Below are 24845 nucleotides of genomic sequence, written 5' to 3'. Positions count from 1 at the left end.
CCGCCACGGGAGTCCGGGCCGACCCCGGCGTGGAGGCGCATGAAGCGACGCCCGCCGCCGGCACCCCGGCGAGTGGCGCGGGAGGCGGCGAGAGCGCCCCTGCCGCGGAGAACGCAGCGGGTGGGCCAGGAGGGAGCGAGAGCACGCCTGCGGCCGAGAACGCCGCAGGTGGCCCGGGTGGCAGCGAGAGCACGCCGGTGGCCGAGAACGCAGCGGGCGGAGCGAGCGAGAGCACGCCCGCGGCCCAGAACGCCGCCGGCGGGCCGGGAAACAGCGAGAACACGCCGGCGACCGAGCACGCCGCAGGTGGCCCGGGTGGCAGCGAGAGCACGCCCGCGGCCCAGAACGCAGCGGGCGGGCCGGGAAACAGCGACAGCACGCCCGCGGCCCAGAACGCCGCCGGCGGGCCGGGAAACAGCGAGAACACGCCCGCGGCGCAGAACGCGGCCGGCGGCCCCCATGCGGAGACCGACCAGGGAACCGGAGTGGGCCAGGCGGCCGATGCATCCGCGTCCGCCGCGCAGGAGCAGGTCGGCAACACACAGGTCACGGTGCGCGTCGACGAGCCGGGGGACGGGTCCCCGGTCGTCCAGCAGAACGAGGCCGACGCCGGAGCACAGGCATCCGCGTCGGCGACGGTCGACACGCCCTCGAGCGAGGTTCAGCAGCAGGCGAGCGCCGAAGCGGGCGCAGCGCAGGAGGACGTCTCGAACACGGCCGTGACCGTCAGGGTCGGGAGCCCCGGCTACGACGCCGGTGTGACCCAGACCAACGCGGCCTCGGGCACGGCGGATGCGGCGGTCGGAGGCGACAGCGGGAGCTCCGCCGTGGCGAGCGCCTCGCAGGAGGATGTGGGCAACACGGCCGTGTCCGTACGCGTCTTCTCGCCCGGGGACGACGGCCCCGTGACGCAGCTCAACGACGCTTCGGCCGTCGCCGACGCGGGCGGTTCCGGGGTCGGGGACGCAACCGCCGAGCAGGACGGCGTGCGCAACACCTCCGTCTCGATTCGAATCGAGAGCCCCGGCTCCGCGGCCGATGTCTCTCAACAGAGCCAGGCGAACGCCGACGGCAGCACCGCGGTCGCCGTGACCACCGACTCCGTCGACACCGTGCTCACCGTCACCGTCGCCGGCTCGGATCTCGAGCGGCCCGGGCCGGCGGGCCTCGTGATCTGGGAGTGGACGTGGACGTGGCAGGGCGACGAGGCGACCGGGCTCGACCTGACGGCGACCGCCGTGAGCTCCTGGGACTGGAGCTGGAACACGGGCGCCGGAGCCTCGAACGGGCGGGGCAACGTGACGTCGCGGGCCGCTCGCGCCGATGAGGCCGGCCGGGCCGGGACGTGGGAGTGGAGCTGGCAGTGGTCACGCGAGGGCGTGCAGGGCTGGTCGTGGCTCTGGAACTGGCAGGAGACGCTGTCGTGCAGCTCCTGCATCTGGATCTGGAACTGGAACTGGGCGTGGACGGGCCAGCCGCCCGTCGAGACAGGCACCGGAGGCCCCTCCGCAGATGTCATCTCCGATTCGGTGCCGCCCCCGGGGCAGCTGAACGCCGCACGCGCCACGGCAGAGGCTTCCGTGACGGCCGACGCGACGCAAATAGCGGCTCAGGAGGGCTCGGGGCCCGGCACGCAGTTCGTCGGACAGCTCATCGAGCTCGGGCAGCACGCGGAGGCACGCGCACACGCCCGCCAGGAAGATGTCATCTCGATGTTCTACGGTTCGGGCGCCCCCGGACAGTCGAATCGTGTCATCAGTGACGCGAGCGCTCTTCTCGACGCCTCCGTGCTGCAGGACGCCGAGCAGGTCCTCGTCGCACACGACCCCGCTGTGGCCGACCAGTGGATCGGACAGCAGGCGGAGGTCGGTCAGAGCGGCTCCGCGGACGCGATGACATCTCAGAAGCACGCGACGCTGACGGCGGCCGGTACGCTCGAGGCGTCCGGCAGAGCGACCACCGATATCCAATCGGATATCGCGCAGCGCGTATTCCAGGGCGGCCTGGTGGACGGCGGCGAGAACGAGCAGTGGGCCGGCCAGCTGGCGCTCGTCGAGCAGATCTCCGAGGCGACCTCAACGGTCGTGCAGACCGGAACGGCTCGCTCCCGCACCAAGGGCGGCACCGCCCGAGCGAGGGCCTCAGCGGACGACATCGCGCTCGTCGCGCAGGCCGCCGATCAGGCCGCGACGCGCGGCGCAGGCACGGGCTCGCAGCTCGTCGAGCAACTCGTCTTCGCCGCGCAGGAGGGGAGCGCGCAGGCGACCACGGCGCAGCAGGCAGGCGCGTCGGTGATCCCGATCGCGTCGAGCGAGGCCCAGGCCGTGAATCTCGCGGCCGTCACCCAGACGGCGTCCCAGGTCGCCGCCGGGACCACGGGCATCGACATCCAGCAGCTCGTGCAGCAAGCGATCGTCGTCCAGGCGGCGGCGGCCACGTCGGTCTCGAACGGCGGGATCGGTGGCACGGCGATGGTGGTCAACTGCGCGGTCACACAGCAGAGCGCCGGCCAGGCGATCGGCGCCGTGGCCGTGCGTGCCGGGGCGGCGGATCTGAGCGCCCTCTGTTTCCCGGCCACGCCGTCGCCGACGCCGTCCCCGATGTCGACGCCCGCCGAGGGGCTGCCTCCGACGGTCGCCGGGGGACCGCCCGTTGCCGCTGTGCCGGCGGGGACTGCCGTCCCGGCAGCCGTCGTGACGGACGAAGAGCCGACCATTTTCCGCGGCGGTCGCGGGGCGCTTCCCGTCGGGCCGCACGCCGCAACGCGCGGCGCGCCCGGCCGAGTCGCACCTTTCGATCGCCACGCGGCGCCACCCGCAGACGGGCGGCCCGCACCGAACAAGCTTTCGGCCCTGCACTCCATGCAAGCGCGCCTCGACACGCGCCCGGGGAGCAACGCAGGAGCCGAAGACGCCGGCACGGAGCCGCCGCTCCCGCCGGCGGGAGACCCGCCCACGTGGGTCTCTGCGCTCGCAGCTGCAGCGACGGGCGCGGGGCCGTCGGGGATCGCAGCGATCCTCCTCGCCTTCGCGCTCATGCCGCCGCTCATGCTGCGGACACGAGAAGGGTCGGCCGTCAGGCGGCCGATCGACGTTCTCGCACCGGTCGACGTCCCGGTCTGACCTCCTCGTCACGCCATGTGACCCGTTGGGCCCGGGCCCGCGGGCAAGTGTCAATTCGGCTGTGACGAAAGGAAGTGAGATACGTGTCACGCAGACTGATCGCACTCGGGGTAGTCGCGATCGGGCTCGTCGTTCCGTCGACCGCACTGGCCGACATCGGCGGGTTCAACAAGGACTCCCTGAAGGCGAACGTCCAGGCGTCGCTGCAGAACGCGACGGTCGTCCAGACCGGCGTCGCGACGTCCGGCCCTGCGACCGCCAACGGCGGCACCGCTACCGGCGGCGCCGGTACCGGCGGCGCCGGTGGGTACGTGAACACCGGCAACGACGGAACCTCCCAGAGCCAGAGCGCCTCGTCGAGCACCGGCGCGGCCACCTCCGGCGGGATCACGGGGGGCAACACCAGCTCCGTCGGCAACGACGGTGGCAACCTGTCGAACGAGAACTCGACCGAGGTCGACGTGGATGCGTCGAACGAGGCCGAGAGCGACGTCGATCAGGACGCCAACGGCGGCGACGCCGCGGCGATCAACGACAACGCTGACGACAACACGTCGGTCGGGGGCGACGCAGAGAACAACTGCGGCGTCAGGGCCGGCGGCTGCCAGTCCTCGGACGGCGGCGACAGCGGCCGTGGCGGCGACGCGGACACCGGTCGTGGTGGTGACGCCTCGTCCGACTCCGGCGACGGTGGCAACGGCGGCGCCGGTGGCGCCGGCGGGGCCGGCGGCGGAGCAACCTCCGGCTCGGCGACGAGCACGGCGGGCTCCGGTGCCTCGGGCTCCGGCGGCTCCGGCACCGGTGGCGACGGCGGCACCGCGTGCGTCACGTGCAACGGTGGCAACGGCACCGGCGGCAACGGGACCGGTGGAGCAGGTGGCGCAGGCGCGCCTGCCAGCTCTCCCGCGACCGGCGGCGCCGGGGCAGCTGGAGCGGCCGGCGGTGCGGGCGGCTCCACCGACTCGAGCAACTCGGGTGACGGTGGCGACCCCCGCGCACGCGGTGGCGACAGCGGCCGTGCAGGTGACGGTGGCGAGAACGACGTGATGCAGGACGCGACCGGCGGCGATGCCGGCGACATCACGGACACGACGACGCAGACGGCTTCGGCGTCGGCGGACGGTGGCAGCAACACGAACGGGAGCTTCACGGCTACCCAGAACGCCAACCCGACGACGACGACGACGTCGAACACGACCCAGAGCGGCTCCACCGGTCGCGGCGGTGACACGGTGGGCGCGTACAACGCAACCGGCGACGCGATCTCCGGTGGGAACGAGACCGCCGCGGTCGGCGGCGACGTGATCGCGAGCGAGACGGGCAACGGCAGCGCCGACGGTGGGAAAGGCACCGGCGGTGACGCGGATGCGAACGGCGGCTTCGCCAAGAGCGGCGATGCGCACGTCGTGAACATCGCGTCCGTCAAGCAGGAGTCCGATCAGGACATGAAGGTGTGGGACAACGACAAGTGGCTGTCCTTCACCATCGAGCTGAAGAAGAAGCGCCACAGCTGGTAGGCGCACGATGGAAAGGGATCGATCGCCCGCGATGACCACGACGCTCGAGACGCCCGGCACCAGGAGGTCGCCTGACGGCCTCGCCGGTGGCGGCTGCTCGTTCGCGTGGAAGTCGTGGGCGGTTGCCCCCTGTGGCGGGGAAGCCGCCGGTGTCTCCGAGCAGACGGCAGCGCCTTCCGAGCTCGTACCTCGTCCGCCCCGGGACGGACGCCTGGACGAGCCCCGGTCGGCGAGCCGGAGGAGACCGGCGGCGGCGCCCCCGTCGAGACGACGAGTCCGCTGCCCGCTCGGGTGCATCCGAGACGGGCAGGCGGGCGCGTCGGCCGATCGTCCGCGCCGGCGAGGGTGCCGCCGGGCCGAGAGGCCCAGGCGACGCCCCCGCCGGCGGTCGGCGGTCGGCACCCGGCCGGCCGGGCGTGCGGCCCCGGCCGGCCGGCACTCGGGACACGAGGCCCCGAACGGGCATGTGATTGCCGAGACCCAGGCTCCGGGTGCGACGTGGCACGGCGCATCGATCGCCCGCTATTGCGACTGAAGCGTCGTCTAGCCTTCCCGCTTCATGGCCGAGGCGAACAGCACGGCACCCTGGAACCGGCTCCTCGACGAGGCGCGCGAGCGCTTCGAGGCGGCCGAGGATTTCACCGTGTCGATCGAGGAGGAGTTCTCGCTCCTCGACCCCGAGACGCTCGACCTCGTCAATCGCTTCGAGGACGTGCAGGCCGCCGCGAAGGGGACCGCGCTCGAGCCGAATCTCGTCGGGGAGCTGATCGCCTCCGAGGTCGAGATCAAGGTCGGGAAGCAGGCGTCGTTCGCCGATGTCCCGGCCGCGATCGCGGACCGTAGGGCCGAGCTGGCGGCGCTCCTGGAGCGGCTCGGGCTCGCGTTCGGCGCGACGGGCACGCACCCGTGGGCGCACTGGCGGGACCAGCGCATCATCGACACGCCCCACTACCGCCGAAACGACGAGCTGCTCCAGTACGTCGTCTGGCGCAACAACACCTTCGGGATCCACACCCACGTTGCGATCCGGGGCGCAGACCGCGCGGTGCGCGTCACCTCGGCGCTCCGCAACTGGCTGCCGGAGCTCCTCGCCGTGTCCGCGAGCTCGCCGTTCCACGAAGGCGTCGACACGGGGCTCCACTCCGCCCGCACGCAGGTGTTCACGCGTGCCTTCCCGCGCTGCGGCGTGCCCGATCCCCTGCAGTCCTGGGACGAGCATGCGGAGTACGTGCGCTTCCTCTACGAGACCGGCTCGGTCGACGAGCACACCCAGCTGTGGTGGAGCGTGCGCCCGCACCTCGCGTTCCCCACCGTCGAGATCCGGATCTGCGACGCGCAGCCCGACGTCGGTGAGGCGCAGTCCCTCGCGGCGCTGATGGTCTCGCTCACCGCACGGTGTGCCCGGGCACTCGACGAGGGAGAGGCCCTGCCCGTGCAGCCGCCCCGCCTGATCGAGGAGAACATGTGGCGGGCGATCCGCTACGGGCTGTCGGGCGACCTCCTCGATCTCGAGCGCGGGGACGTGCTGCCGGCGCGCGCGCGGATCGAGCGGTTGATCGAGTGGGTGCTCCCGGTCGCGGACGAGATCGGCGCGACACCCTGGCTCCGGCTCCCCGAGCAGAATGCCGCGGAGCGGCAGATCGCGCGGCGCGCCGAGGGAGCGAGCCTCGAGGAGATCTACGCCGAGCAGGTCCGCACGACGGTTCCGGCGCCCGGCTGATCCCACGGTCTGGTCGCCCTGCGCCGATGCCCGCGCAGGACACCGGCTTGTGCTGCATAATCCCCCGCGCTGACGCCGGTTTGGGCGTCACTTTGTGCGCCTTGACTCGGAGGATGGATGGACTTCTTCGTTGACCACGCCGTGCTGTTCGCGCTCGTCTGTGCGGGCGTCGCGATCGCCTACGGCCTGTACCTGACCTGGTGGCTGCTGAAGCAGCCCGCCGGCAATGCGCGGATGCAGGAGATCTCCCGCGCCGTCCAGGAGGGCGCTGCGGCGTACCTCAACAAGCAGTACACGACGATCGCGATGGTCGCTGTGGTGCCGTTCCTCGCGATCGGCTTCTACAACGAGCTCGGCTGGGGCACCGCGATCGGCTTCCTGATCGGCGCGGTGCTCTCCGCCGCCGCCGGCTTCATCGGGATGAACGTCGCGGTGCGCTCGAATGTCCGCACCGCGGAGGCGGCGCGGGAGGGGATCGGGCCTGCGTTCCGGATCGCGTTCCGCGCCGGGTCCGTGACGGGCCTGCTCGTGGTCGGCCTCGGCCTGCTCGGCGTCGCCGGCTACTACGGGATCCTGACCGAGGTGTTCGACAACTCGCCCGAGTCGGCCGTCGACGACCTGATCGGGCTCGCGTTCGGCGGCTCGCTGATCTCGGTCTTCGCACGGCTCGGCGGCGGCATCTTCACGAAGGCCGCGGACGTGGGGGCGGACCTGGTCGGCAAGATCGAGGCCGGGATCCCCGAGGACGACCCGCGCAACCCGGCGGTGATCGCGGACAACGTGGGCGACAACGTGGGCGACTGCGCCGGGATGGCGGCCGACCTGTTCGAGACCTACGCGGTGACGGCCGTCGCCGTGATGCTCCTCGGCACGCACTTCCCGTCCGGAGAGCTGTGGCTCTACCCGCTCGCGCTCGGCGGCATCTCGATCCTCGCCTCCGTGATCGGCACGTTCTTCGCCTGGGTCGGGCGCGGTGAGAACGCGATCATCAACGCGCTGTACAAGAGCGTCCTGATCGCGACGGTGCTGTCGGCGATCGGCTTCATCCCGGTCACCCTGGCCTTCGACGACGACCGGTTCTCCTTCTGGCAGCTCTACGTCCCGGCCCTGATCGGGCTCGCGGTCACCTTCCTGCTCGTCGCGATCACGGAGTACTACACGGGCTCCCGATGGCATCCGGTCAAGAAGATCGCGGAGGCCTCGAAGACCGGGCACGCGACGAACATCATCGCGGGCCTCGCGTACGGGATGCAGGCGACCGCGCTGCCGGTGCTCGTGATCGCCGGCGGCATCGTCGGCTCGTACTACGCGGTCGGCCTGGGCGACGGGGATCCGCACATCTACGGGATCGGCGTCGCCGTGATGGCACAGCTCTCGATGACCGGCCTGATCGTGGCGCTCGACGCGTACGGCCCCGTCACCGACAACGCGGGCGGGATCGCCGAGATGGCGGACATGCCCGAGTCGGTGCGCGGCGTGACCGACCCGCTCGACGCGGTCGGCAACACGACGAAGGCCGTCACGAAGGGGTACGCAATCGGCTCGGCCGGCCTCGCCGCCCTGATCCTGTTCGACGAGTACGTCCGTGGGCTGGTCGACGAGGGCCTGAACGTCACGTTCGACCTGGCCGACCCGTGGGTCATCGCCGGGCTGTTCGTCGGCGGGATGATGCCGTTCCTCTTCGCCTCGCTGGCGATGACGGCCGTCGGCCGCGTCGGCGGAGAGGTCGTGGAGGAGGTCCGCCGCCAGTTCCGCGAGGACCCGGGCATCATGGAGGGCACGTCGAGGCCCGACTACGCGACGTCGATCTCGATCGTCACGGGCTCGGCGATCAGGAGCATGCTCGTGCCCGCGCTGATCCCGGTGGTGATCCCGATCGTCGTCGGGATCATCAAGCCCGAGATGCTGGGCGGGCTCCTGATCGGGACGATCGTCACCGGTCTCTTCCTCGCGATCTCGATGACCTCGGGTGGCGGCGCCTGGGACAACGCGAAGAAGCTGATCGAGGACGGCGCGTTCGGCGGCAAGGGCTCCGAGGCGCATGCCGCGGGTGTCACCGGCGACACGGTCGGCGACCCGTACAAGGACACGGCCGGGCCGGCGATCAACCCGATGATCAAGATCGCGAACATCGTCGCGATCCTGATCATCCCGATCATCGCCTCGATCCACGGCTAACAAGGTGGGGGAACCCATGGTTCCCCCACCGACCCCCTCCTTTCTGCGTGGTGCACGGAGAGCCGCTGCTGGCCTCCCGGTCGGCAGAGCCGGCCTCCGGCCGCGGGAGGGAGGCGCACCGGCCTACCGGTGAAGCGCTGAGGCGGTGGTCCGTAGGGTCTGCAAACCCGACCGAGAGCGAATGGCAATTCCCTTGCCTTTTCGGGGCGTAGGTCGTAGCATCCTGCGCCGCCGGCCTGCGGCACCGGCTTCGACGGTGACCGCGACAAGGAGGCCGGATTCAGGAGACGCGACGATGGACGCCCGAAGACCGTGCGCGCAGAGCTCGCCGGCGCGCGCGACCCATCCGAGAAGGGGAGAGACTGATGAAGCGATCCATGCGCGTGACCTGGTCCGCGGCGTTCGCCGTGGCCCTGGTCATGACGATCGGGCTCGGCAGCGCCTCGGGAGGCGCGACGGCAAAGGGCCCGAAGAACCTCGATCCCGCACTCCTGCAGAAGCTCAAGGACACCGCGCGCGGCTCGGTCACCGTGACCACGAAGCGCGGCACGAAGTTCGTCGGGTTCCTCCGCGGAGGACGAAACGGCGACCTGTACCCAAAGGGCACCGCCGCGTCGAAGCCGGCGAAGGCTCGCGAGTTCGTGCGTGAGTTCGGCCCGTTGCTCGGCGCCAGCGGAGCCGACTCCGACCTCGTCCAGACGGCCTCGGCCACGGACGCGCTCGGCGCCACGCACGTCACGTACGAGCAGAGACACAACGGCCTGCCCGTGTTCGGCGGGACGGTCAAGGCGCACCTCGACGCGAACGGAAACCTGACCTCCGTGAACGGCACGGTCATCCCGGACATCGAGGTCGACACGACGCCGAGGCTCAGCGCTTCCGCCGCGGCCGCACGTGCGATCGAGGCGGTCGCCTCCGACCCGCCGCAGGATGCGACGGGCATCGCCGCGCCCGTGTCGGTCGTCTCGTTGCGCGCCGCGTCCAACCAGCTCGAGATCTACCGGACCGGGCTGACGCGTGGAGCCGACGGCTCCAACCAGCTCGTCTACGTGGTCGACGTGACCAACGGCTCCGACATCCGCGAGCTCGTCTTCGTCAACGCCCACGTCGGCAAGCTCGTCAACCGCTACTCCCTCGTCCACGACGCGCTGTTCCGAAGGCTGTTCGAGCGGAACACAGGAACCCAGGTGTGGCAGGAGGGAGACCCCTTCCCGGGAGCCCTCAACGTCGACCAGCAGAACATCGTCAACTTCTCTGGCGACGCGTACCGCTTCTTCTTCAACACCTGGGGCCGTGACTCGTACGACGGGGCCGGCGCGGAGATGCGGAGCGTCAACAACGACCCGACGATCGCGTGCCCGAACGCGAACTGGAACGGTCTCACGACGAACTACTGCAACGGCGTCACCTCCGACGACGTCGTCGCCCACGAGTGGGGCCACGCGTACACGCAGTTCACCCATGACCTCATCTACCAGTGGCAGCCCGGGGCCCTGAACGAGTCGTACTCGGACATCTGGGGCGAGGTCATCGACAGCCTGAACGGCGTCGGGACGGACAGCCCCGCAGGGGCTCGCTCGGTCGGTGCGTGCAGCACGCATGCAACCCCGGTCCCGGTACTGATCATCAACAGCCCCGAGGAGCGCCAGTGCGCCGCGGGCGGCGCCGCGTTCGGCCCGCCCCTGACGTTCGCGGGCGTGACCGGCAACGTCGTGCTCGCGCTCGACGGCGTCGGTCCCGGGGACACCTCCACGACGAACGGGTGCACAGCCCTGACGAACGCGGCCGTGGTCGCCGGAAACATCGCGCTCGTCGACCGCGGTGTCTGCGGGTTTGCCGTGAAGGTCAAGAACGCCCAGGACGCCGGTGCGGTCGCGGTCGTGGTCGCGAACAACGCAGGCGTCGCGCCGTGCGCCATGGGCGGCGTCGATCCGACGATCACGATCCCGTCGCTCTGCATCTCGCTCCCGAACGGCAACATCATCAAGGGGTTCCTGACCGCGGGGCAGACGGTGAACGTGACGCTGCGCCTCGTGGCCGACCCGGCCGCCGGCGAGGACTCCTACCGCTGGCTCGTGGCAGAGGACTCGACGGCGTTCGGCGGGGCGATCCGCGACATGTGGACGCCGACCTGCCTCGGCGACCCGGGCAGGGTGACCGACGCCGAGTACCACTGCGACACCTCCGACGCAGGCGGCGTGCACTCGAACTCGGGCGTCCCGAACCACGGGTTTGCGCTGCTTGTCGACGGAGGCACGTACAACGGCCGGACGATCACGGCGCTCGGCATCGTGAAGGCCGCGCACTTGTACTGGCGGGCTCAGACCGTCTACCAGGTGCCGACCACGGACTTCGCGGACCACGCCGACGCGCTCGAGCAGTCCTGCCAGGATCTGATCGGGCAGTCGTTGCTCGGGCTGTCGACCTCCGGCCCCGCGGCGCCGTCCGGCCAGACGATCTCCGCGGCAGACTGCGTCGAGGTCGCGGACATGATCGCTGCCGTCGCTTTCCGCGAGGATCCCACGGAGAAGTGCAACTTCACGCCGTTGCTCGATCCCAACACGCCTCCGGTGTGCGCGGGTACGAAGAACCCGCCCACTTTCTTCAAGGAGGACTTCGACCAGGGGCTTCGTGGCTGGACCCTCACGAACGAGGGGCGGTTCGCGGGCTGGCCGGGCACGAACTGGGTGGCGGACTCGTCGCTCCCCGGCGGCCGGGCGGGGACTGCTGCGTTCGCAGAGGACCTCGACGGCCAGTGCACGAGCGGAGCCGGCGACGTCTCCGGCGTGATGCGGCTCGAGAGCCCCTCGATCAAGCTCCCGAGCGGTGCCGTGCACAGCTACCGGATCGGATTCACGCACTACGTCGCGTCGGAGCTCGGCTTCGACGGCGGGAACGTCAAGGTCTCGGTCAACGGCGGCGCCTACGCCGTCGTCCCGAGCACGGCGTTCTTCTTCAACACCTACAACGCGACCCTCGTGACCGCCGCGGGCGGGAACACGAACCCGCTCGCAGGGCAGCCGGCGTTCACCGGCACCGACGGCGGGCAGGTGACCGGGTCGTGGGGCCAGTCGTTCGTCGACCTGTCCCTCCTGGGCGTCAAGCCCGGTGACACCATCCGCCTGCGCTTCGACTTCGGCATGGACGGCTGCACCGGCATCGACGGCTGGTACGTCGACGACGTGACGGTCAGCGCGTGCAATGCGGGGAAGGAGGCGAGCGCAGCCGCGCGGTCGTCGAGCGTGGTGCTGTCCCGCGAAAAGCGGGGCGGAGCCGCGTAGGCCCGCCCGCAACGGGACGAGGCGAGGGGCGCCGGCGCGACGCCGGCGCCCTCCGCCTACTCGAGCGGCGCCCCTCCGCCGCCGAGAGTGTAGGTCCGAGGCCCGGCGATCGTCTGCACGACGACCGCGGCGAGCCCGACCCCGGGAGCGAAGACCAGCCGCTCGACCCCGGCGTCGGCGACAGGCTTGCGGCTACGTAGAGCGAGCGCGACGCAGCCCCGGACGGGGTGGTCGCGGGCGCCGGCGCAGACGGCCGAGCGGGACGCGACCGTCACCTCGACGGCGCGCCAGAGCGGCGCCTCGGGGAGGTCGACCTGATACCGGGTGCCCGTGCGGGCGCCGAGGCGGAGGAACGGGGCCCAGCGCTTGCCGCGTCCATCCCACGCCTGGACGTCGAGGCCGTGCGCGCGCACGCGCACCTGGGCGAGACCCGGGAACCCGCGCAGCACGTACGCCTGGCCCGAGCGGGTGGCCTTCACGACCATCACGGCACCGCGCTGGTCGGTGAGCGTCCACGTGACGCCGTCCCCGAGGGGGAACAGCGGTGGCGGGGCGGCGACGGCCGCGGCACACCAGCAAGCGACCGACGCGACCGCCGCCGTGACGACGGCTGAACGTCTCATGCCGGGAGTGTCCCATCGAATCGTGAGCGATCTGTGCGGACTGGCCACACCTCTAGACTCCGCGCGTGCCCGGTGGCCGACGGCGGCGCGAGGTGCAGATGGAGCGTGTGCTGGGGACGCCCGCGCTCTTCGCCACCGCCTACGGCAACGTCGGCTCGTCGATCTACTACGCGCTCGGCCTCACGGCGGTCTTCGCCCTGGGGCTGACGCCGCTCGTCTTCGTCCTCGCCGGGATCGTGTTCGCCGCCACGGCCGCGACCTACGCGGAAGGGACCGTGCGCTTCCCGGAGGCGGGCGGTTCGTCGAGCTTCGCCCGGCACGGCTTCAACGAGCTCGTCAGCTTCGGCGCCGCATGGTCGCAGATGCTCGTCTACGTCGTCACGATCGCGACGTCGGCGTTCTTCGTCCCGCACTACCTCTCGATCTTCTGGGAGCCGCTGAAGTCCAACCCGTGGGACATCGTCGGCGGGGCGATCGTGATCGCCCTGCTCGTCGCGCTCAACGTCGTCGGCGTGACCGAGGCGGCGAGGCTCTCCGTCGGCCTGGCGGTGGTCGACTTCGCGACGCAGGTGCTGCTCGTCCTGCTCGGGTTCGCGCTCGTGTTCAGCCCGGAGGTGCTGACCGACAACGTCCACTGGGGCACTGCGCCGACGTGGGGAGACCTGGCGATCGCGATCCCGGTCGCGATGCTCGCGTACACGGGCGTGGAGACCGTCTCGAACCTCGCCGAGGAGGCGCGCGAGCCCCAGGAGAGCGTCCCGAACGCGTACAGGCTGGTTGCGCTCGCGGTCTTCGCGATCTACTTCACGCTGCCGCTGATCGCGCTCTCGGCGCTGCCCGTCGAGGAGATCGACGGGGAGCTGACGACGCTGCTCGCCCTCCCGCCCGAGCAGGGAGGCTACGCGAACGACCCGATTCTCGGAGTCGTCGAGAACATCGGCCTCGAAGGGCTCCTGCTCGACGCCGCGGAGATCTACGTCGGCGTGCTCGCCGCCACGATCCTCTTCATCGCGACGAACGCCGGGATCATCGGCGCCTCCCGCATCACGTACGCGATGTCCACCTATCGGCAGATGCCCGAGGTCTTCCGGCGCCTCCATCCGCAGTTCAAGACGCCGTACCTCGCGCTCGTCCTGTTCGCCGGTGTCGCGCCGATCGCGATCCTGCTCCCCGGTGACGTCCAGTTCGTGGGAACGCTCTACGCGCTCGGCGCGACGCTGTCCTTCACGGTCGCGCACGCGTCGCTGGTGCGCCTCCGGACGAAGCCGGACCCGGCAGTCGCCTACCGCGCGCGGCCGAACCTCACGCTGAGCGGGATCGACTGGCCGCTGTTCGCCGTCCTGGGCGGGCTTGCGACGGGGGCCTCGTTCGTCGTGATCGTGGTGCAGAACCCCCTCACGCGATGGGTCGGGCTCGGCTGGATCGTCGCCGGGCTGGCGGGGTACGCGATCTACCGGCGCCGTTGGGTGCACGCCCCGCTGACGGAGACCGTGAAGGCGCCGCCTGCCTTCGGCGCGGCGCTCGCGCTCGAGTACCGGCGCATCCTCGTCCCGGTCGTGCCCGGGCGCCCATCCGACGACGCTCTCGACCTGGCGTGCCGGCTGGCGGCAGAGCGGGGCGCCCGTGTGGTCGCGTTGACCGTGATCGAGGTCCCGCTCGAGCTTCCCCTGGAGGCGGAGCTGGCCGACGAGGAGCGCCAGGCGCACGAGGAGCTCGACGAAGCCGTCGCGATCGGCGACACCTACGGCGTGCGTGTCGTCGGACGGCTCGTACGCGGCCGGAGCGCGTCGGGGGAGATCGTGCGCGAGGCCGAGCGGCGCGGTACCGAGATCATCGTCCTCGGGTCGCCGCGCAAGGAGCTCACGAGCCGCCGCCGCGGCGTCTTCGGCTCGACGGTCGACCGTGTCATGCGGAACGCACCGTGTCGCGTGATGGTCACGGCGTCGGGGGAACGGAGCGCGGCATGAGCTGGTACAGCCGCGCGGTGTACGTCTTCGGCGCAGTCTTCATCCTGATCGGCATCGTCCTGCTGGTCCTCACCGCCTCGAGAGGGGGCGGGGTCGTCGGGCTGGTGCTGGGAGGCCTGTTCCTCGCGCTCGGCGTCGCGCGCATCCAGTTCGAGCGGGCCCGGCAACGGGGCGGCCGCTGATGGCCAGGAAGATCCGCGGCTTCGAGCGGGTGCTCGACGCACCGTCCCTCTTCGCGGTCGCGTACGGGGAGCTCGGCTCCTCGATCTACGTCGCCCTCGGCATCGTCGCCGCCTTCGCCCTGGGGCTGACGCCCGTCGTGCTCGCGCTCACGGGCGTCGTGTTCGCGCTCGTCGCGCTGTCCTACGCGGAGGGGACGGCTGCGATCCCGGAGACCGGCGGCGCCGAGACCTTCGCGCGGCGCGCGTTCAACGACCTCGTCGGGTTCGTCACCGGGTGGGCGTTGTTCCTGGACTACCTCATCGTGATCGCCCTCTCGGCGCTGTTCCTGCCGCACTACGTGGGGGCGGCCCTCGGCGCGGAGAGCCTCCGCGACTCGCCGTGGGACGTCGTGGTCGCCGTCGGGGCGATCGCGACGATCGGGGTGATCCGGCTGGTGAGACGGGCGCGCCTGCATCGGCCGGCGCTGGTCGTCGCGCTGCTCGACCTCCTCGTGCAGCTCCTGATCGTGATCCTCGGGCTCGCGCTCGTGTTCTCGCCGGGCACCCTCGTCGACGGGCTCGCGCTCGCCCCCGGGCAGGAGTGGCTGGACGACCTCCTGTTCGCGATCCCGCTCGGCTTCCTCGCCTACACCGGGCTCGAGACGGTTGCCAACCTCGCGGAGGAGGCGCGCGAGCCTGGGCGCACGCTGCCGCGCTCGCTCTTCACGGCGATCGGCCTCGTCGTCGTCCTCACGGTGCTGATCGCCGTGGTCGGGGTGAGCGCGTTCCCGGCCGAGGACGGGACCTCCGAGCTCGGCGGTCGGTGGCTGGAAGCGCCGCTGGTCGGGATCGTGACCGCGTTCGACGGGTCTCTGCCCTCGGGCCTGGTCGAGGTGCTGCGTGTGGCGGTCGGGCTCTCTTCGGGCCTCATCCTGCTGATGGCGATCACGACGTCGATCTCCGGGTGTGCGCGCCTGGCGCACTCGATGGGGAGACACGGGATGCTGCCGCGGGCGCTCGGGCGCCTCGAGCGCAGGACGCTCGTCTCCCGCCAGTCGATCGCGGCGATCACGCTCGTCTCGATCGCCTTCGTCCTGGCCGGCGCGGCCGTCCCCGACGAGGCGCAGTTCCTCGCGAGCACCTACTCCTTCGGCGTCCTGCTCGCCTTCACCCTGGCGCAGCTCGCGGTGATCGCCCTGCGACGGCGCGAGCCCGACCTGCAGCGTCCTTTCCGAGCGCGGCCCGACGTCCGTCTCGGAGGCGTGGACGTGCCCCTGGCGGCGCTCCTCGGGGCACCCCTCACGGCAGCCGTGTTCGTGCTCGCGATGGTCACGCACGAGGGCGCCCGCTACGCCGGCCCTGCCTGGCTCGCCCTCGGGCTCGTCGTCTTCGCGGGAACGCGTTGGCGCGAGCGCCGAGGGTTCCTCGAGGACGTCGGCCCGCGCGCCGTGCTGCCCGTGGGCACGGCGTTCCGACGGATCCTCGTCCCGATGAAGCTCGGCGACATCGGGGAGGAGATGGTCGCGACCGCGATCGCCCTCGCGAAGGAGAGCGGGGCGGAGGTGGACGCGATCACGGTCGTGCAGATACCAAGGGAGCGAGCGCTCGACGCAGCGCTTCCTCCCGTCGTCGCAGCGCGTGCCGAGGCCGCGGTCGCGGAGGCTCGGGCCCTCGGGGAGGACAACGACGTGGTGGTGCGAGCCGACGACGTGCGCGCACGCTCGATCGGGCACGCGATCGTGGAGGAGGCGACCCGGCGCGGCGCGGACCTGATCGTGCTCGGCTCCTCGCCGCGGTGGCGTCGGCAGTCCCGGTTCTTCTCTCCCACCGTCGACCACGTGCTCCGCCACGCACCGTGCGAGGTGCTCGTCGTCGCGTTCCCCGACGGTGTGCTCGAGGAGTACCCTCAATCGGCATGAGGGTCGTGATCGTGGGCTGCGGCCGCACCGGCTCGTCGGTCGCGATCGACCTCGCCGCCGACGGGTGGGACGTCACGTGCGTGGACGACGACGAGACGGCGCTCGCACGGCTCGGCGAGTGGCGCGGCGGGTTCGTGGTGGGGCACGCGATGGACCTCGAAGTGCTCGACCGCGCCGGAGTGGCGGGCGCCGACGCGGCGGTCGTCGCGACGGACGGCGACAACACGAACCTCGTGGTCGGCCAGGTCCTGCAGCGTCGCTACAGCGTCCCCTGCGTCGTGGTGCGCGTCCTCGACCCCCGTCGCGCGGAGTTCTACGCGGAGCGCGGCCTTCGCACCGTCTGCCCGACGAAGACTGCGATCGTGACCGTCACCGACGTCGTCCGCGCGTGCGACGCGGCTCCCGTGGGCAGCTCGAACTGATGTACGCCGTCGTCGCGGGGGGTGGCAAGGTCGGCGCGAACATCACGCGCTCACTCGTTCGCATGGGTCACGAGGTGACGCTCGTCGAGCAGCGCCGCGACCGGTTCGAGCTGCTCGAGGCGGAGCTCGGCCCGGTCGTACTCCTCGGGGACGCGACCGAGATCCACGTGCTCGAGCTCGCCGGGATCGCGCGACCGCCGCAGATCATCCTGGCCGTCACGGGAGACGACGAGGACAACATCGTCATCTCGCAGATCGCGAAGGAGCGCTACGGCGTCCCGAAGGCGATCGCCCGCGTCAACGATCCCCGCAACCAGCCCCATTTCGACATCCTCGGGATCACGCAGACCGTGTGCGCGACGTCCGGGCTCCTCGGCCTCGTCGAGCACGAGGTCCCCGAGCACGGGCTCGTCAAGCTGCTCGAGCTGCGCGGGGAGGGGCTCGAGCTCGTGGAGCTGCACGTCCACGCCGATGCGCCCGCTGCGGGCAAGCGCGTCGCGGGCATCGCGCTTCCGGACGGGGCCAAGCTCGTGTCGGTGATGCGCAACGGCGTGGGGGAGATCGTCAGGGACGAGACGGTGATCCGCCCCGGCGACCAGGTCGTCGCGATCCTCAAGCCGGGGCTCGAGGACCGCCTGCGCCGCGCCGTCGTCGGCTAGGAGCGGCGAAAACCCACCGGCGGCCGGCGCCTCGGAACGGCCGTTCGGGGAGAATGCCCGGCGATGACCCTCGCCGAGCTCGCCGTCACGATCGCGGTGCTGGGAGTCCTGGGTCTGGCGGCGAGCCGCTTCGGCCTGTCTGCGATTCCCGCGTACCTCTTCGCGGGGATTCTGCTCGGCCCCAACGAGCCGACGTTGATCAGCCTCGTGCAGCCGACGGAGGTGACGGCGTTCGTCGCCGAGATCGGCCTGATCTTCCTCCTGTTCTTCCTGGGCCTCGAGTTCAGCGTCGAGCGCCTCGTGCGCAGCGGGCGCCACGTCGGCCTGGGCGGGGCCGCCGACGTCGCGATCAACGCCGGCCTGGGGTTGCTCGTCGGGCTCGCCGCGTTCGGACCGAGCTTCGCGGCGCTCGTCGTGGCCGCGTGCGTCTACGTCTCGTCGAGCGCGATCGCCGTCAAGGCGCTGATCGACTTCCGGCGGCTGGCCGACGACGAGACGGATCTCGTGCTCGCGATCCTCCTGTTCGAGGACATCGCGATCGCCGCGGTGCTGGGTTTCGTCGCGACGGGCGGCGGCACCGTCGGGACGACGTCCTGGGTCGCCACCAAGGCGCTCCTCTTCGTCGCCGCATCGCTCGCCGCGTCGCGCTGGCTCGGTGGGCCGATCGGACGGCTCCTGGGACGGCTGGAACTCGAGTTCTTCCTGCTGGCCGTCTTCGGGTTCGTGATCGGCATGAGCGCGATCGCGAAGGAGCTCGAGATGTCCGAGGCGGTGGGCGCGCTGATGGCGGGCGTGATCCTCTCGGACAGCGGGGTCCGCAGCGAGATCGAGCAGCGCTTCTTCTCGGTGCGCGACGTCTTCGCCGCGCTGTTCTTCTTCACGTTCGCGCTGACGATCGACCTCGGCAGGATCCCGGACGTCGGCTGGATCGTGCTGCTCGCGCTGGTCGCGACGGTCGTCGGCAAGGTCGGCGTGGGCGTGATCGCCGGCCGGCTGGGCGGGTTCACGGCGCGACAGGGGATCAACGCGGGCGCGGCGCTGGTTGCGCACGGCGAGTTCACGATCATCCTCGCGCAACTCGCCGCCGGGAACGCCGCCCTGTCGCTGGCGCAACGCGACGAGATCGTCGCGTTCGCGGGGATCTACGTCCTCGCCAGCGCGACGATCGGGCTGCTCGTGATGAAGGAGTCGAAGCGCCTGGGCCGCATCCTGCGGCCGGCGAGCGTCCTGGAATGACGCCACTGATTGACCGCTGTCACTGCGCTGCCGCCCGGGGGCCGGACCCGGCACGACCGTCCGGCGGGGTGCTTCACTGTGTGAGAGGGTCCAAGGAGGATCGATGCCACTCGAGCTGAAAGAGACGCGCCTGCCTGGGGTCGGCGTGAAATGGACCATGACGCCCGCCTCCGGCAGCCGCGTCACCGTGATCCAGCACAACGACGGCGAACGTGAGGTGTACGTCCACAGGCGCGCCCGCGACGAGGAGCCGGCGGTCGTGCTCGAGCTCCACGACGACGAGGCCCGCCAGCTCGGCGCCCTGCTCGGCGGGGCCTACGAGCGCCCGAAGATCGTCGAGGAGCTCGAGATGGCCCTCGGGGAGTTCCAGATCGAGTGGATCAAGGTCCCGAACGGCAGCTGGGCGAACGGGCGGACGCTTGCCGAGCTCGCATTCCGGAAGCGAACGAGCGTCACGGTGATCGCGATCCTCCGCGAGTCCGAGTCGATCGCGGGCGCCCAGCCGGACGACGTGATCCTCGACGGTGACACGATCGTCGTGGTCGGCAAGGCGGGGCAGTTCGGGCAGGTACGAAGGCTGCTCACGAACGGACCCGACGACGAGGCAGAGCCCGAGGGGTAGGAGCAGGCGCCCTCCGGTCTGCTGCGCTCTCAGACCCTCCAGTAGCCGCGTGTGAGCAGCACCAGGACAGGCAGCACCTCGAGGCGGCCGATCCACATCAGGATCGCCATCACGATCTTCGAGAAGTCGCTGAACGGAGCGTAGCTCCCCATCGGGCCGGCGAACCCGAGGCCCGGCCCGACGTTGCCGAGTGTCCCGGCCGACGCGGCGATCGCCTCGGTGATTCCCAGCTCGACCTCCGAGAAGCGCGCGTCGATCGCGAGCAGGGCGGCGCCGACGATGAAGATCCCGATGTACATGACGACGAAGGCCAGGACCGCCCGTAGCGTCCGTTCGTCGACGGGCCTGCCGTTCAGCCGGATCGGCATCACGAGCTCCGGGTGGATCGTCTGCCGCAGCTCCCTTCGGAGCAGCCGCCCGACGAGCAGGTGCCGCACGATCTTGACGGAGCCGGTCGGCGAGCCCGCCGACGCGCCGACGAACATCAGGCCGATCATCGCCATCACGCTGAGCGTCGGCCAGTCGACGTAGTCGGTGATCGCGAACCCCGTGCCCGTCATCAGCGACGTCGTCTGGAAGACCGCCTGTCGAACCGCCTCCTCGCCGGCGAAGAGATCTGCGTGGACGAGCTCGACGAACACGAGGATGGAGCCGAGCAGCAGCGCCGTCGCGTAGAGACGCGCCTCCTCGTCGCGACCGAGCGCTGCAGGGTCGCGGCGGACGATCGCCCGGTAGAGGAGGGCGAAGTTCAGCCCCGCGAGCGCCATGAAGAGCGCGATCACCCACTGCGTGGCCGGGGCGAAGACCTCGAGGGAGCGGTTCTCGGTCGAGAACCCCCCCAGCGGCATCGTGGTGAGCGCGTGGGCGAGCGCCTCGAAGGCGCTCAGCTCGGCGTCGAGCCCGCTCCAGCCGATGACGAGGAGGATCCCGAGGAGCACCAGCGTGAGCCCGATGTAGAGCAGCCAGAGGCGACGCGCCGTGTCCCGGATCCGCTCGGCGAGCTGGTCGACCTCCGGCCCCGGGAGCTCCGACTCGAACATCTGGCGGCCGCCGATCCGAAGCCGCGGGAGCACCGCCAGCGCGAGCACGATGATCCCCATCCCCCCCAGCCACTGGCTCAGCTGTCGCCAGAGGAGGATGGACCGGTCGAGGGCCTCGACGTCGGCCACGACGCTTGCCCCCGTCGTCGTGAACCCGGACATGCCCTCGAAGAGCGCGTCCACGGGATGCGACAGCTGCGGCTCGTCGGAGAACAGGTACGGCAGCGACGCGTAGACCGCGGCGAGGAGCCACGTGAGCGAGACAACGAGGTAGCCCTCGCGGAACCCGATCGGCCCCGCGGTGCGGTGGCCGAGGCGCGCCAGACCGAGCCCGATCCCGCCGGTGATCCCGCCGGCGGCGAGGAAGGGCCACACCGGCTCGCCGTAGCCTACCGCCGCGGCCGCCGGCAGGACGGCGGAAAGGCTCAGGTAGGCGACCAGGGTCCCCGTCAGCCCGAGGGCCCCCGCCAGGTCGATCCCGAGCCTCGCGCGCGCTCCGATGCGGGCGGCGCGGTACGGGCTCAAAGCACCTTCTCGACGTCCGGCACCCGCGACCGCTCGGTGAACACGATCACCCGGTCACCGGCCTGGAGAACCTCGTCGCTGCGAGGGAACACCGCGTGGCCGTCGCGCACGATCGCGCCGATCAGCGCGCCCCGGATCGGCATCTCGCGGAACCGGAGCCCGACGTACTCGCTCGTCGGCTGGGTCGTGATGTCGAGCACCTCGTAGCGATCGCCCTCGAGCATGGCCACCTGCTGGGTCCTCGGGTCGTGCGCGAAGCGGACGATCTCCTCGGCCGTCACGCCGCGAGGGTTGATCGTGACGTCGACGCCGGAGAGCTCGTAGACCGGCGTCGAGATGGCGTCGTGGACGATGGCGATGGTGAAGCGGACGCCGTGGGCGCGGGCGAGCGTCGCCGCGTAGTGGTTCCTCGCGTCGTCCTTGATCGCGAACACCGCCGCCTGTGCGCTGCCGATCCGCTCGCGCGCGAGGAAGTCGGCGTCGATCCCGGTCGCGCTGTAGACGCGGCAGGCAGGCAGCTCCTCCGCGACCTCGCGCGCCCGGTCGCGGTCGGGCTCGATCAGCCGGACGCCGATGCCCTGCGTCGTCAGCATGCGGGCGATCGCGGCGCCCACCTGGCCGCCTCCGAAGACGACGACGTCCTCGACGACGCCTTCGCCGGGAGCCAGCAGCGCGCCCCACTCCCTGGCGGCCTGCGGCGAGCCGATCACGACGATCCGGTCGTCCTGCTGGATCACATCGCGGCCGCCCGGGAGGGTCATCGAGTCCCCGCGGATGATCGCGAGCACGCGCGAGTCGTGTGGGAGCTGCGCCTCGCGCAGCGGCACGCCCAAGACGGCGGGATCGGCGCCTTCGGGGATCTCGAACTCGACGATCTGCACCTGACCGTCGGCGAAGACGTCCGTCTGCCGCGCGGTCGGCATCCCGATCGAGCGCGAGACGGCATGCGCGGTCTCGAGCTCCGAGGAGACGGCGAAGTCGACATCGAGGCGCCCCTCCCGCCAGAGGTCGATGTACTCGACGTTCGACGTGCGGATCACGATCGTCGCCCGCGGCGCCTCGACGCGCGCGAACGAGCACGCGACGAGGTTCACCTCGTCCCGGGACGTGCAGGCGATGAAGAGGTCGGCCTCGCTCGTGCCGGCCTGCTGGATCGCGCGGCGGCTCGCCCCGTTCGCCTCGATCGTGCGCAGGTCGTAGCGGTAGGCGAGCGGCTCGAGCCGCTCCCGCACGGTGTCGATCACCGTCAGGTCGTGCTCGCCGTGGAGCGCCTCGACGATGGTCGATCCGACCTGCCCTGCACCGACGACGACGATCTTCACGCCGCGCGGGAGCCTACCCCTCCGCCGGCACGCGGCAAAAGCCCCCGCAATGGGTACCCTCGGTGCGGATGCGTCGGGTCGCGCTCGCCTTCGTGCTGCTGGTCGCCGCGACCTCGGTGGGCGCGGCGCTCGCCGGCGCCGCCGCGACGCCCCGGCTCGTCCCGCTGGTGCGCGGGTTCGACACACCGGTGTTCGTCACGCAGGCGCCCGGGCAGCCCGGCCGCTTCTACGTCGTCGAGCAGGGCGGCCTCATCCGGGTCGTCGAGCAGGGGAAGATCCGCCGCGCCCCGTTCCTGGACGTCCGCTCCCGGATCGTGTCGGGAGGGGAGCAGGGCCTCCTCGGGCTCGCCTTCCCCCCTGACTTCGCCCGCACCGGGCTCTTCTACGTCAACTACTCGGGTCGCCCCAACGGCGACACCGTGGTGGTGCGCTACCGGGCGCGCGCGGGCCGGGCCCTGGCCTCGAGCCGGCGCGTGATCCTCACGGTCGGCCAGCCGTACTCGAACCACAACGGCGGCCACCTGCTGTTCGGTCCCGACGGGAGGCTCTGGATCGGGCTCGGGGACGGAGGCGCGGGCGGAGACCCCGAGAACCGGGCGCAGAACATGGACACCTTCCTCGGGAAGATGCTGCGCCTGAACGTCAGGGTGGCCTCACCGACGCCCGAGATCGTGGCGCTCGGGCTCAGGAACCCCTGGCGGTACAGCTTCGACCGGCGCACGGGTGATCTCTGGATCGGCGACGTCGGGCAGAACCAGGTCGAGGAGATCGACCGGCTGCCCCGTGCAACCTCGGCCCGGCTCGTCAACTTCGGCTGGGACGTCTACGAGGGGAACGCGCGCTTCGAGGACAAGGCCCTCGGCCCGGGCACGCTGGTCCAGCCAGTCGCCCAGTACTCCCACGACCAGGGATGCTCCGTGACCGGAGGCTACGTCTACCGCGGCAAGGCGGTCCCACGGCTCGCCGGCCGGTACCTCTACGGCGACTACTGCAGCGGCCGGATCTGGAGCATGCCGGCGACCGGTGGGGCGCCCCGCCTCGAACCGGTGCGGGTCGAGGGGCTCAGCTCGTTCGGCGAGAGCCTCGCGGGCGAGCTCTACGTCGTCTCGCACGGAGGCACGATCTACCGCTTCGCGCGGTAGTTCGCTCGCCGAGCAGGATCGGCAGAGCCGAATCCGGCGGCTTGATCCACGCCTTCGGCGGGCCCGTCCCTGAAGGCGCCCACGATCGTGGTCGCGATGCATCGCGGCGTTTGGGGAGCGTTCTGTCAGCCCGCGCGGCGGCGGACGCGGGGTGACTGGCCGAGCGCGGCGTACGCGACCGCGTTCAAGGACTCGTTCAGGGCACGAAGCTCGCGACTCACCTGGAGCAGCCCTTCGTTCGCCTCGAGCCGCGCGTCGATCCGCTCCAGCTGCGCGGCGATCCGGTCGAGCCGCTCGAGCAGCGCGTCCAGCTGGCGGTCCGGGACGTCGTGCCGTTCCATGGGCGTCATTCTACGGAGCGAGCTCGAGCAGCCTGGCGCGCGTCTCGACGACCGTCGCGTCCGTTCCGAGGCGCTCGCGGAGCCGGTCGAGCGCCCCTGCCCCGGCCTCGATCACCTCGACCCGCCGCGCGGCGCCCAGCTGGGAGACGGCGATCACCGCGAGCTCCCGCGGCGCGTCGGTGAAGACGCCGAGCCGAACGCCGGCGCCCGCCAGGGCGCGGAGCGCGGCGCTCACCTCCGCCGCGGGTCGCAGGTAGATCGTGGCCCGGTCCGCCGCGTACCGCTCGAGGAGCGTGCGCCAGTTGCGTGCCGCGCTGCGATCGAGGGCGACGGCCGCGGCGACCCGGTCCTCGGGCAGCCGGCCGGGCTCGAGCTCCAGCACGCGGCCCGCATCCTCGAGCCAGTCACGCCAGAGTGGGCGGGTGTCGCCCAGGGCTCCGTCGAGGTCGAGCAGGAGCGCCGTCACCCCGTGTGCCTCCACGAGGACAGGCGCTGCCACGTGAGCAGGCCCGCGACGACGCCCGCGGTGTCGATGAGGACGTCGAGCGGGGCGCCGTGGCGTCCCTCGACGAACACCTGGTGCACCTCGTCCGACACCGCGTAGAGCACTCCCAGCGCGAGGGCGGCGCCGGGTCGGCGCACGGCACGTCCGAGGAGGGCGCCCAGGATCGCGTACTCGGCGACGTGGGCGAGCTTGCGGAGGATCGTGTCCCACGTGCCGAGGTCGGTGCCGAGGCTCGGCACGGAGGAGAACGCGAAGATGACCGCCGCCCACGCGACGACGGGAAGCCAGGTCGAGAGCGCGGAGCGGGTGGCGGTCGCGGCCGGAGAGGACACCGTGGGATGGTAGGCTCGGCGCCACAGACGGAGCGCGGTGAGGGAACCCGGTGCAAGTCCGGGACGGTCCCGCCGCTGTGAGGAGGAGACGCTCTCCCGCCACGACGCCACTGGCCCTCGGGGGCCGGGAAGGCGGCGGGGGAGGGAGCCCCGAGTCAGAAGACCTGCCGCTCTCCGCACATACCCGAGCCCCCTCGAGGACAGGGAGGAA

Annotated in this window: 19 protein-coding genes and 1 riboswitch; of the genes, 13 read left to right on the top strand and 6 right to left on the bottom strand. The window is 71.5% G+C overall.

All coding sequences use genetic code 11. The features are described 5' to 3' along the window. Positions 1 to 197 precede the first annotated feature (197 nt). From VFO26_RS06540 to VFO26_RS06520, 5 genes are all read left to right on the top strand, one after another. Entirely contained in the window at positions 198 to 3122 is a 2925-nt protein-coding gene (locus tag VFO26_RS06540) for a hypothetical protein (protein ID WP_325114114.1), read from the top strand. 83 nt (positions 3123 to 3205) lie between these two features. Then, positions 3206 to 4639 carry a hypothetical protein gene (locus tag VFO26_RS06535; protein WP_325114112.1) on the top strand — a complete coding sequence of 478 codons (1434 nt, stop codon included), beginning with the start codon at positions 3206 to 3208 and terminating at the stop codon, positions 4637 to 4639. Positions 4640 to 5198: 559 nt separating this feature from the next. After that, the gene (locus tag VFO26_RS06530; RefSeq protein ID WP_325114111.1) at positions 5199 to 6359 is read left to right on the top strand and encodes a carboxylate-amine ligase; all 1161 of its coding nucleotides are present in this window, start codon (positions 5199 to 5201) and stop codon (positions 6357 to 6359) included. 117 nt (positions 6360 to 6476) lie between these two features. Further along, positions 6477 to 8537 (top strand): sodium-translocating pyrophosphatase, encoded by a 2061-nt coding sequence (locus tag VFO26_RS06525; protein WP_325114110.1) that lies wholly within the window; start codon positions 6477 to 6479, stop codon positions 8535 to 8537. Between the two features lie 365 nt (positions 8538 to 8902). After that, positions 8903 to 11818 (top strand): M4 family metallopeptidase, encoded by a 2916-nt coding sequence (locus VFO26_RS06520; RefSeq protein WP_325114109.1) that lies wholly within the window; start codon positions 8903 to 8905, stop codon positions 11816 to 11818. Positions 11819 to 11874: 56 nt separating this feature from the next. Here VFO26_RS06520 and VFO26_RS06515 read toward each other — a convergent pair whose 3' ends face one another. Further along, positions 11875 to 12441 carry a hypothetical protein gene (locus VFO26_RS06515; protein ID WP_325114107.1) on the bottom strand — a complete coding sequence of 189 codons (567 nt, stop codon included), beginning with the start codon at positions 12439 to 12441 and terminating at the stop codon, positions 11875 to 11877. Positions 12442 to 12506: 65 nt separating this feature from the next. On the opposite strand from VFO26_RS06515, the gene VFO26_RS06510 reads away from it, so the two are divergent. The 7 genes from VFO26_RS06510 to VFO26_RS06480 all read left to right on the top strand — a co-directional run bounded on the left by VFO26_RS06510 (position 12507) and on the right by VFO26_RS06480 (position 19427). Beyond that, complete coding sequence (locus VFO26_RS06510) at positions 12507 to 14408, top strand: universal stress protein (RefSeq protein ID WP_325114106.1); 1902 nt, start codon at positions 12507 to 12509, stop codon at positions 14406 to 14408. Beyond that, complete coding sequence (locus VFO26_RS06505; RefSeq protein WP_325114105.1) at positions 14405 to 14590, top strand: hypothetical protein; 186 nt, start codon at positions 14405 to 14407, stop codon at positions 14588 to 14590. The genes VFO26_RS06510 and VFO26_RS06505 overlap by 4 nt, the downstream gene beginning before the upstream one ends. Then, on the top strand, positions 14590 to 16488 hold the full coding sequence (locus VFO26_RS06500) for a universal stress protein (protein ID WP_325114104.1): 1899 nt from the start codon (positions 14590 to 14592) through the stop codon (positions 16486 to 16488). Before VFO26_RS06505 ends, VFO26_RS06500 begins: the two co-directional genes overlap by 1 nt. Continuing rightward, positions 16485 to 16910: an NAD-binding protein gene (locus VFO26_RS06495; RefSeq protein WP_325114103.1), complete on the top strand. Its 426-nt coding sequence runs from the start codon at positions 16485 to 16487 to the stop codon at positions 16908 to 16910. Before VFO26_RS06500 ends, VFO26_RS06495 begins: the two co-directional genes overlap by 4 nt. After that, positions 16910 to 17569 carry a potassium channel family protein gene (locus VFO26_RS06490; RefSeq protein WP_325114102.1) on the top strand — a complete coding sequence of 220 codons (660 nt, stop codon included), beginning with the start codon at positions 16910 to 16912 and terminating at the stop codon, positions 17567 to 17569. The genes VFO26_RS06495 and VFO26_RS06490 overlap by 1 nt, the downstream gene beginning before the upstream one ends. 63 nt (positions 17570 to 17632) lie before the next feature. Then, on the top strand, positions 17633 to 18805 hold the full coding sequence (locus tag VFO26_RS06485) for a cation:proton antiporter (RefSeq protein WP_325114101.1): 1173 nt from the start codon (positions 17633 to 17635) through the stop codon (positions 18803 to 18805). 103 nt (positions 18806 to 18908) lie between these two features. Further along, entirely contained in the window at positions 18909 to 19427 is a 519-nt protein-coding gene (locus VFO26_RS06480) for a cation:proton antiporter regulatory subunit (protein ID WP_325114100.1), read from the top strand. A gap of 29 nt (positions 19428 to 19456) precedes the next feature. On the opposite strand, the gene VFO26_RS06475 is transcribed toward VFO26_RS06480, so the two are convergent. Then, a complete protein-coding gene (locus VFO26_RS06475; RefSeq protein WP_325114099.1) occupies positions 19457 to 20992 on the bottom strand; it encodes a TrkH family potassium uptake protein in 1536 nt (511 codons plus the stop codon). Beyond that, complete coding sequence (trkA, locus tag VFO26_RS06470) at positions 20989 to 22314, bottom strand: Trk system potassium transporter TrkA (protein WP_325114098.1); 1326 nt, start codon at positions 22312 to 22314, stop codon at positions 20989 to 20991. Before trkA ends, VFO26_RS06475 begins: the two co-directional genes overlap by 4 nt. Before the next feature lie 68 nt (positions 22315 to 22382). Here trkA and VFO26_RS06465 point away from each other — a divergent pair, with 68 nt between their 5' ends. Next, a complete protein-coding gene (locus VFO26_RS06465) occupies positions 22383 to 23456 on the top strand; it encodes a PQQ-dependent sugar dehydrogenase (RefSeq protein ID WP_325114097.1) in 1074 nt (357 codons plus the stop codon). A 125-nt stretch (positions 23457 to 23581) separates the two neighbouring features. Here VFO26_RS06465 and VFO26_RS06460 read toward each other — a convergent pair whose 3' ends face one another. The 3 genes from VFO26_RS06460 to VFO26_RS06450 all read right to left on the bottom strand — a co-directional run bounded on the left by VFO26_RS06460 (position 23582) and on the right by VFO26_RS06450 (position 24634). Next, entirely contained in the window at positions 23582 to 23797 is a 216-nt protein-coding gene (locus tag VFO26_RS06460; protein ID WP_325114096.1) for a hypothetical protein, read from the bottom strand. A 10-nt stretch (positions 23798 to 23807) separates the two neighbouring features. Further along, positions 23808 to 24296, bottom strand: a complete 489-nt coding sequence (locus VFO26_RS06455; RefSeq protein WP_325114095.1) for a hypothetical protein — start codon at positions 24294 to 24296, stop codon at positions 23808 to 23810. After that, positions 24260 to 24634, bottom strand: coding sequence for a VanZ family protein (locus VFO26_RS06450; protein WP_325114094.1), 375 nt, complete (start codon positions 24632 to 24634; stop codon positions 24260 to 24262). The genes VFO26_RS06455 and VFO26_RS06450 overlap by 37 nt, the downstream gene beginning before the upstream one ends. Beyond that, a riboswitch (cobalamin riboswitch) is annotated at positions 24629 to 24820 on the top strand. Its footprint overlaps the gene before it by 6 nt. Positions 24821 to 24845: the final 25 nt, after the last annotated feature.

The sequence above is a fragment of the Gaiella sp. genome (genome assembly GCF_035710885.1).
Taxonomy (GTDB): domain Bacteria; phylum Actinomycetota; class Thermoleophilia; order Gaiellales; family Gaiellaceae; genus Gaiella.
Note: the sequence above shows the minus strand (reverse complement) of the source record. Positions and strands in the feature narration are given on the sequence as shown.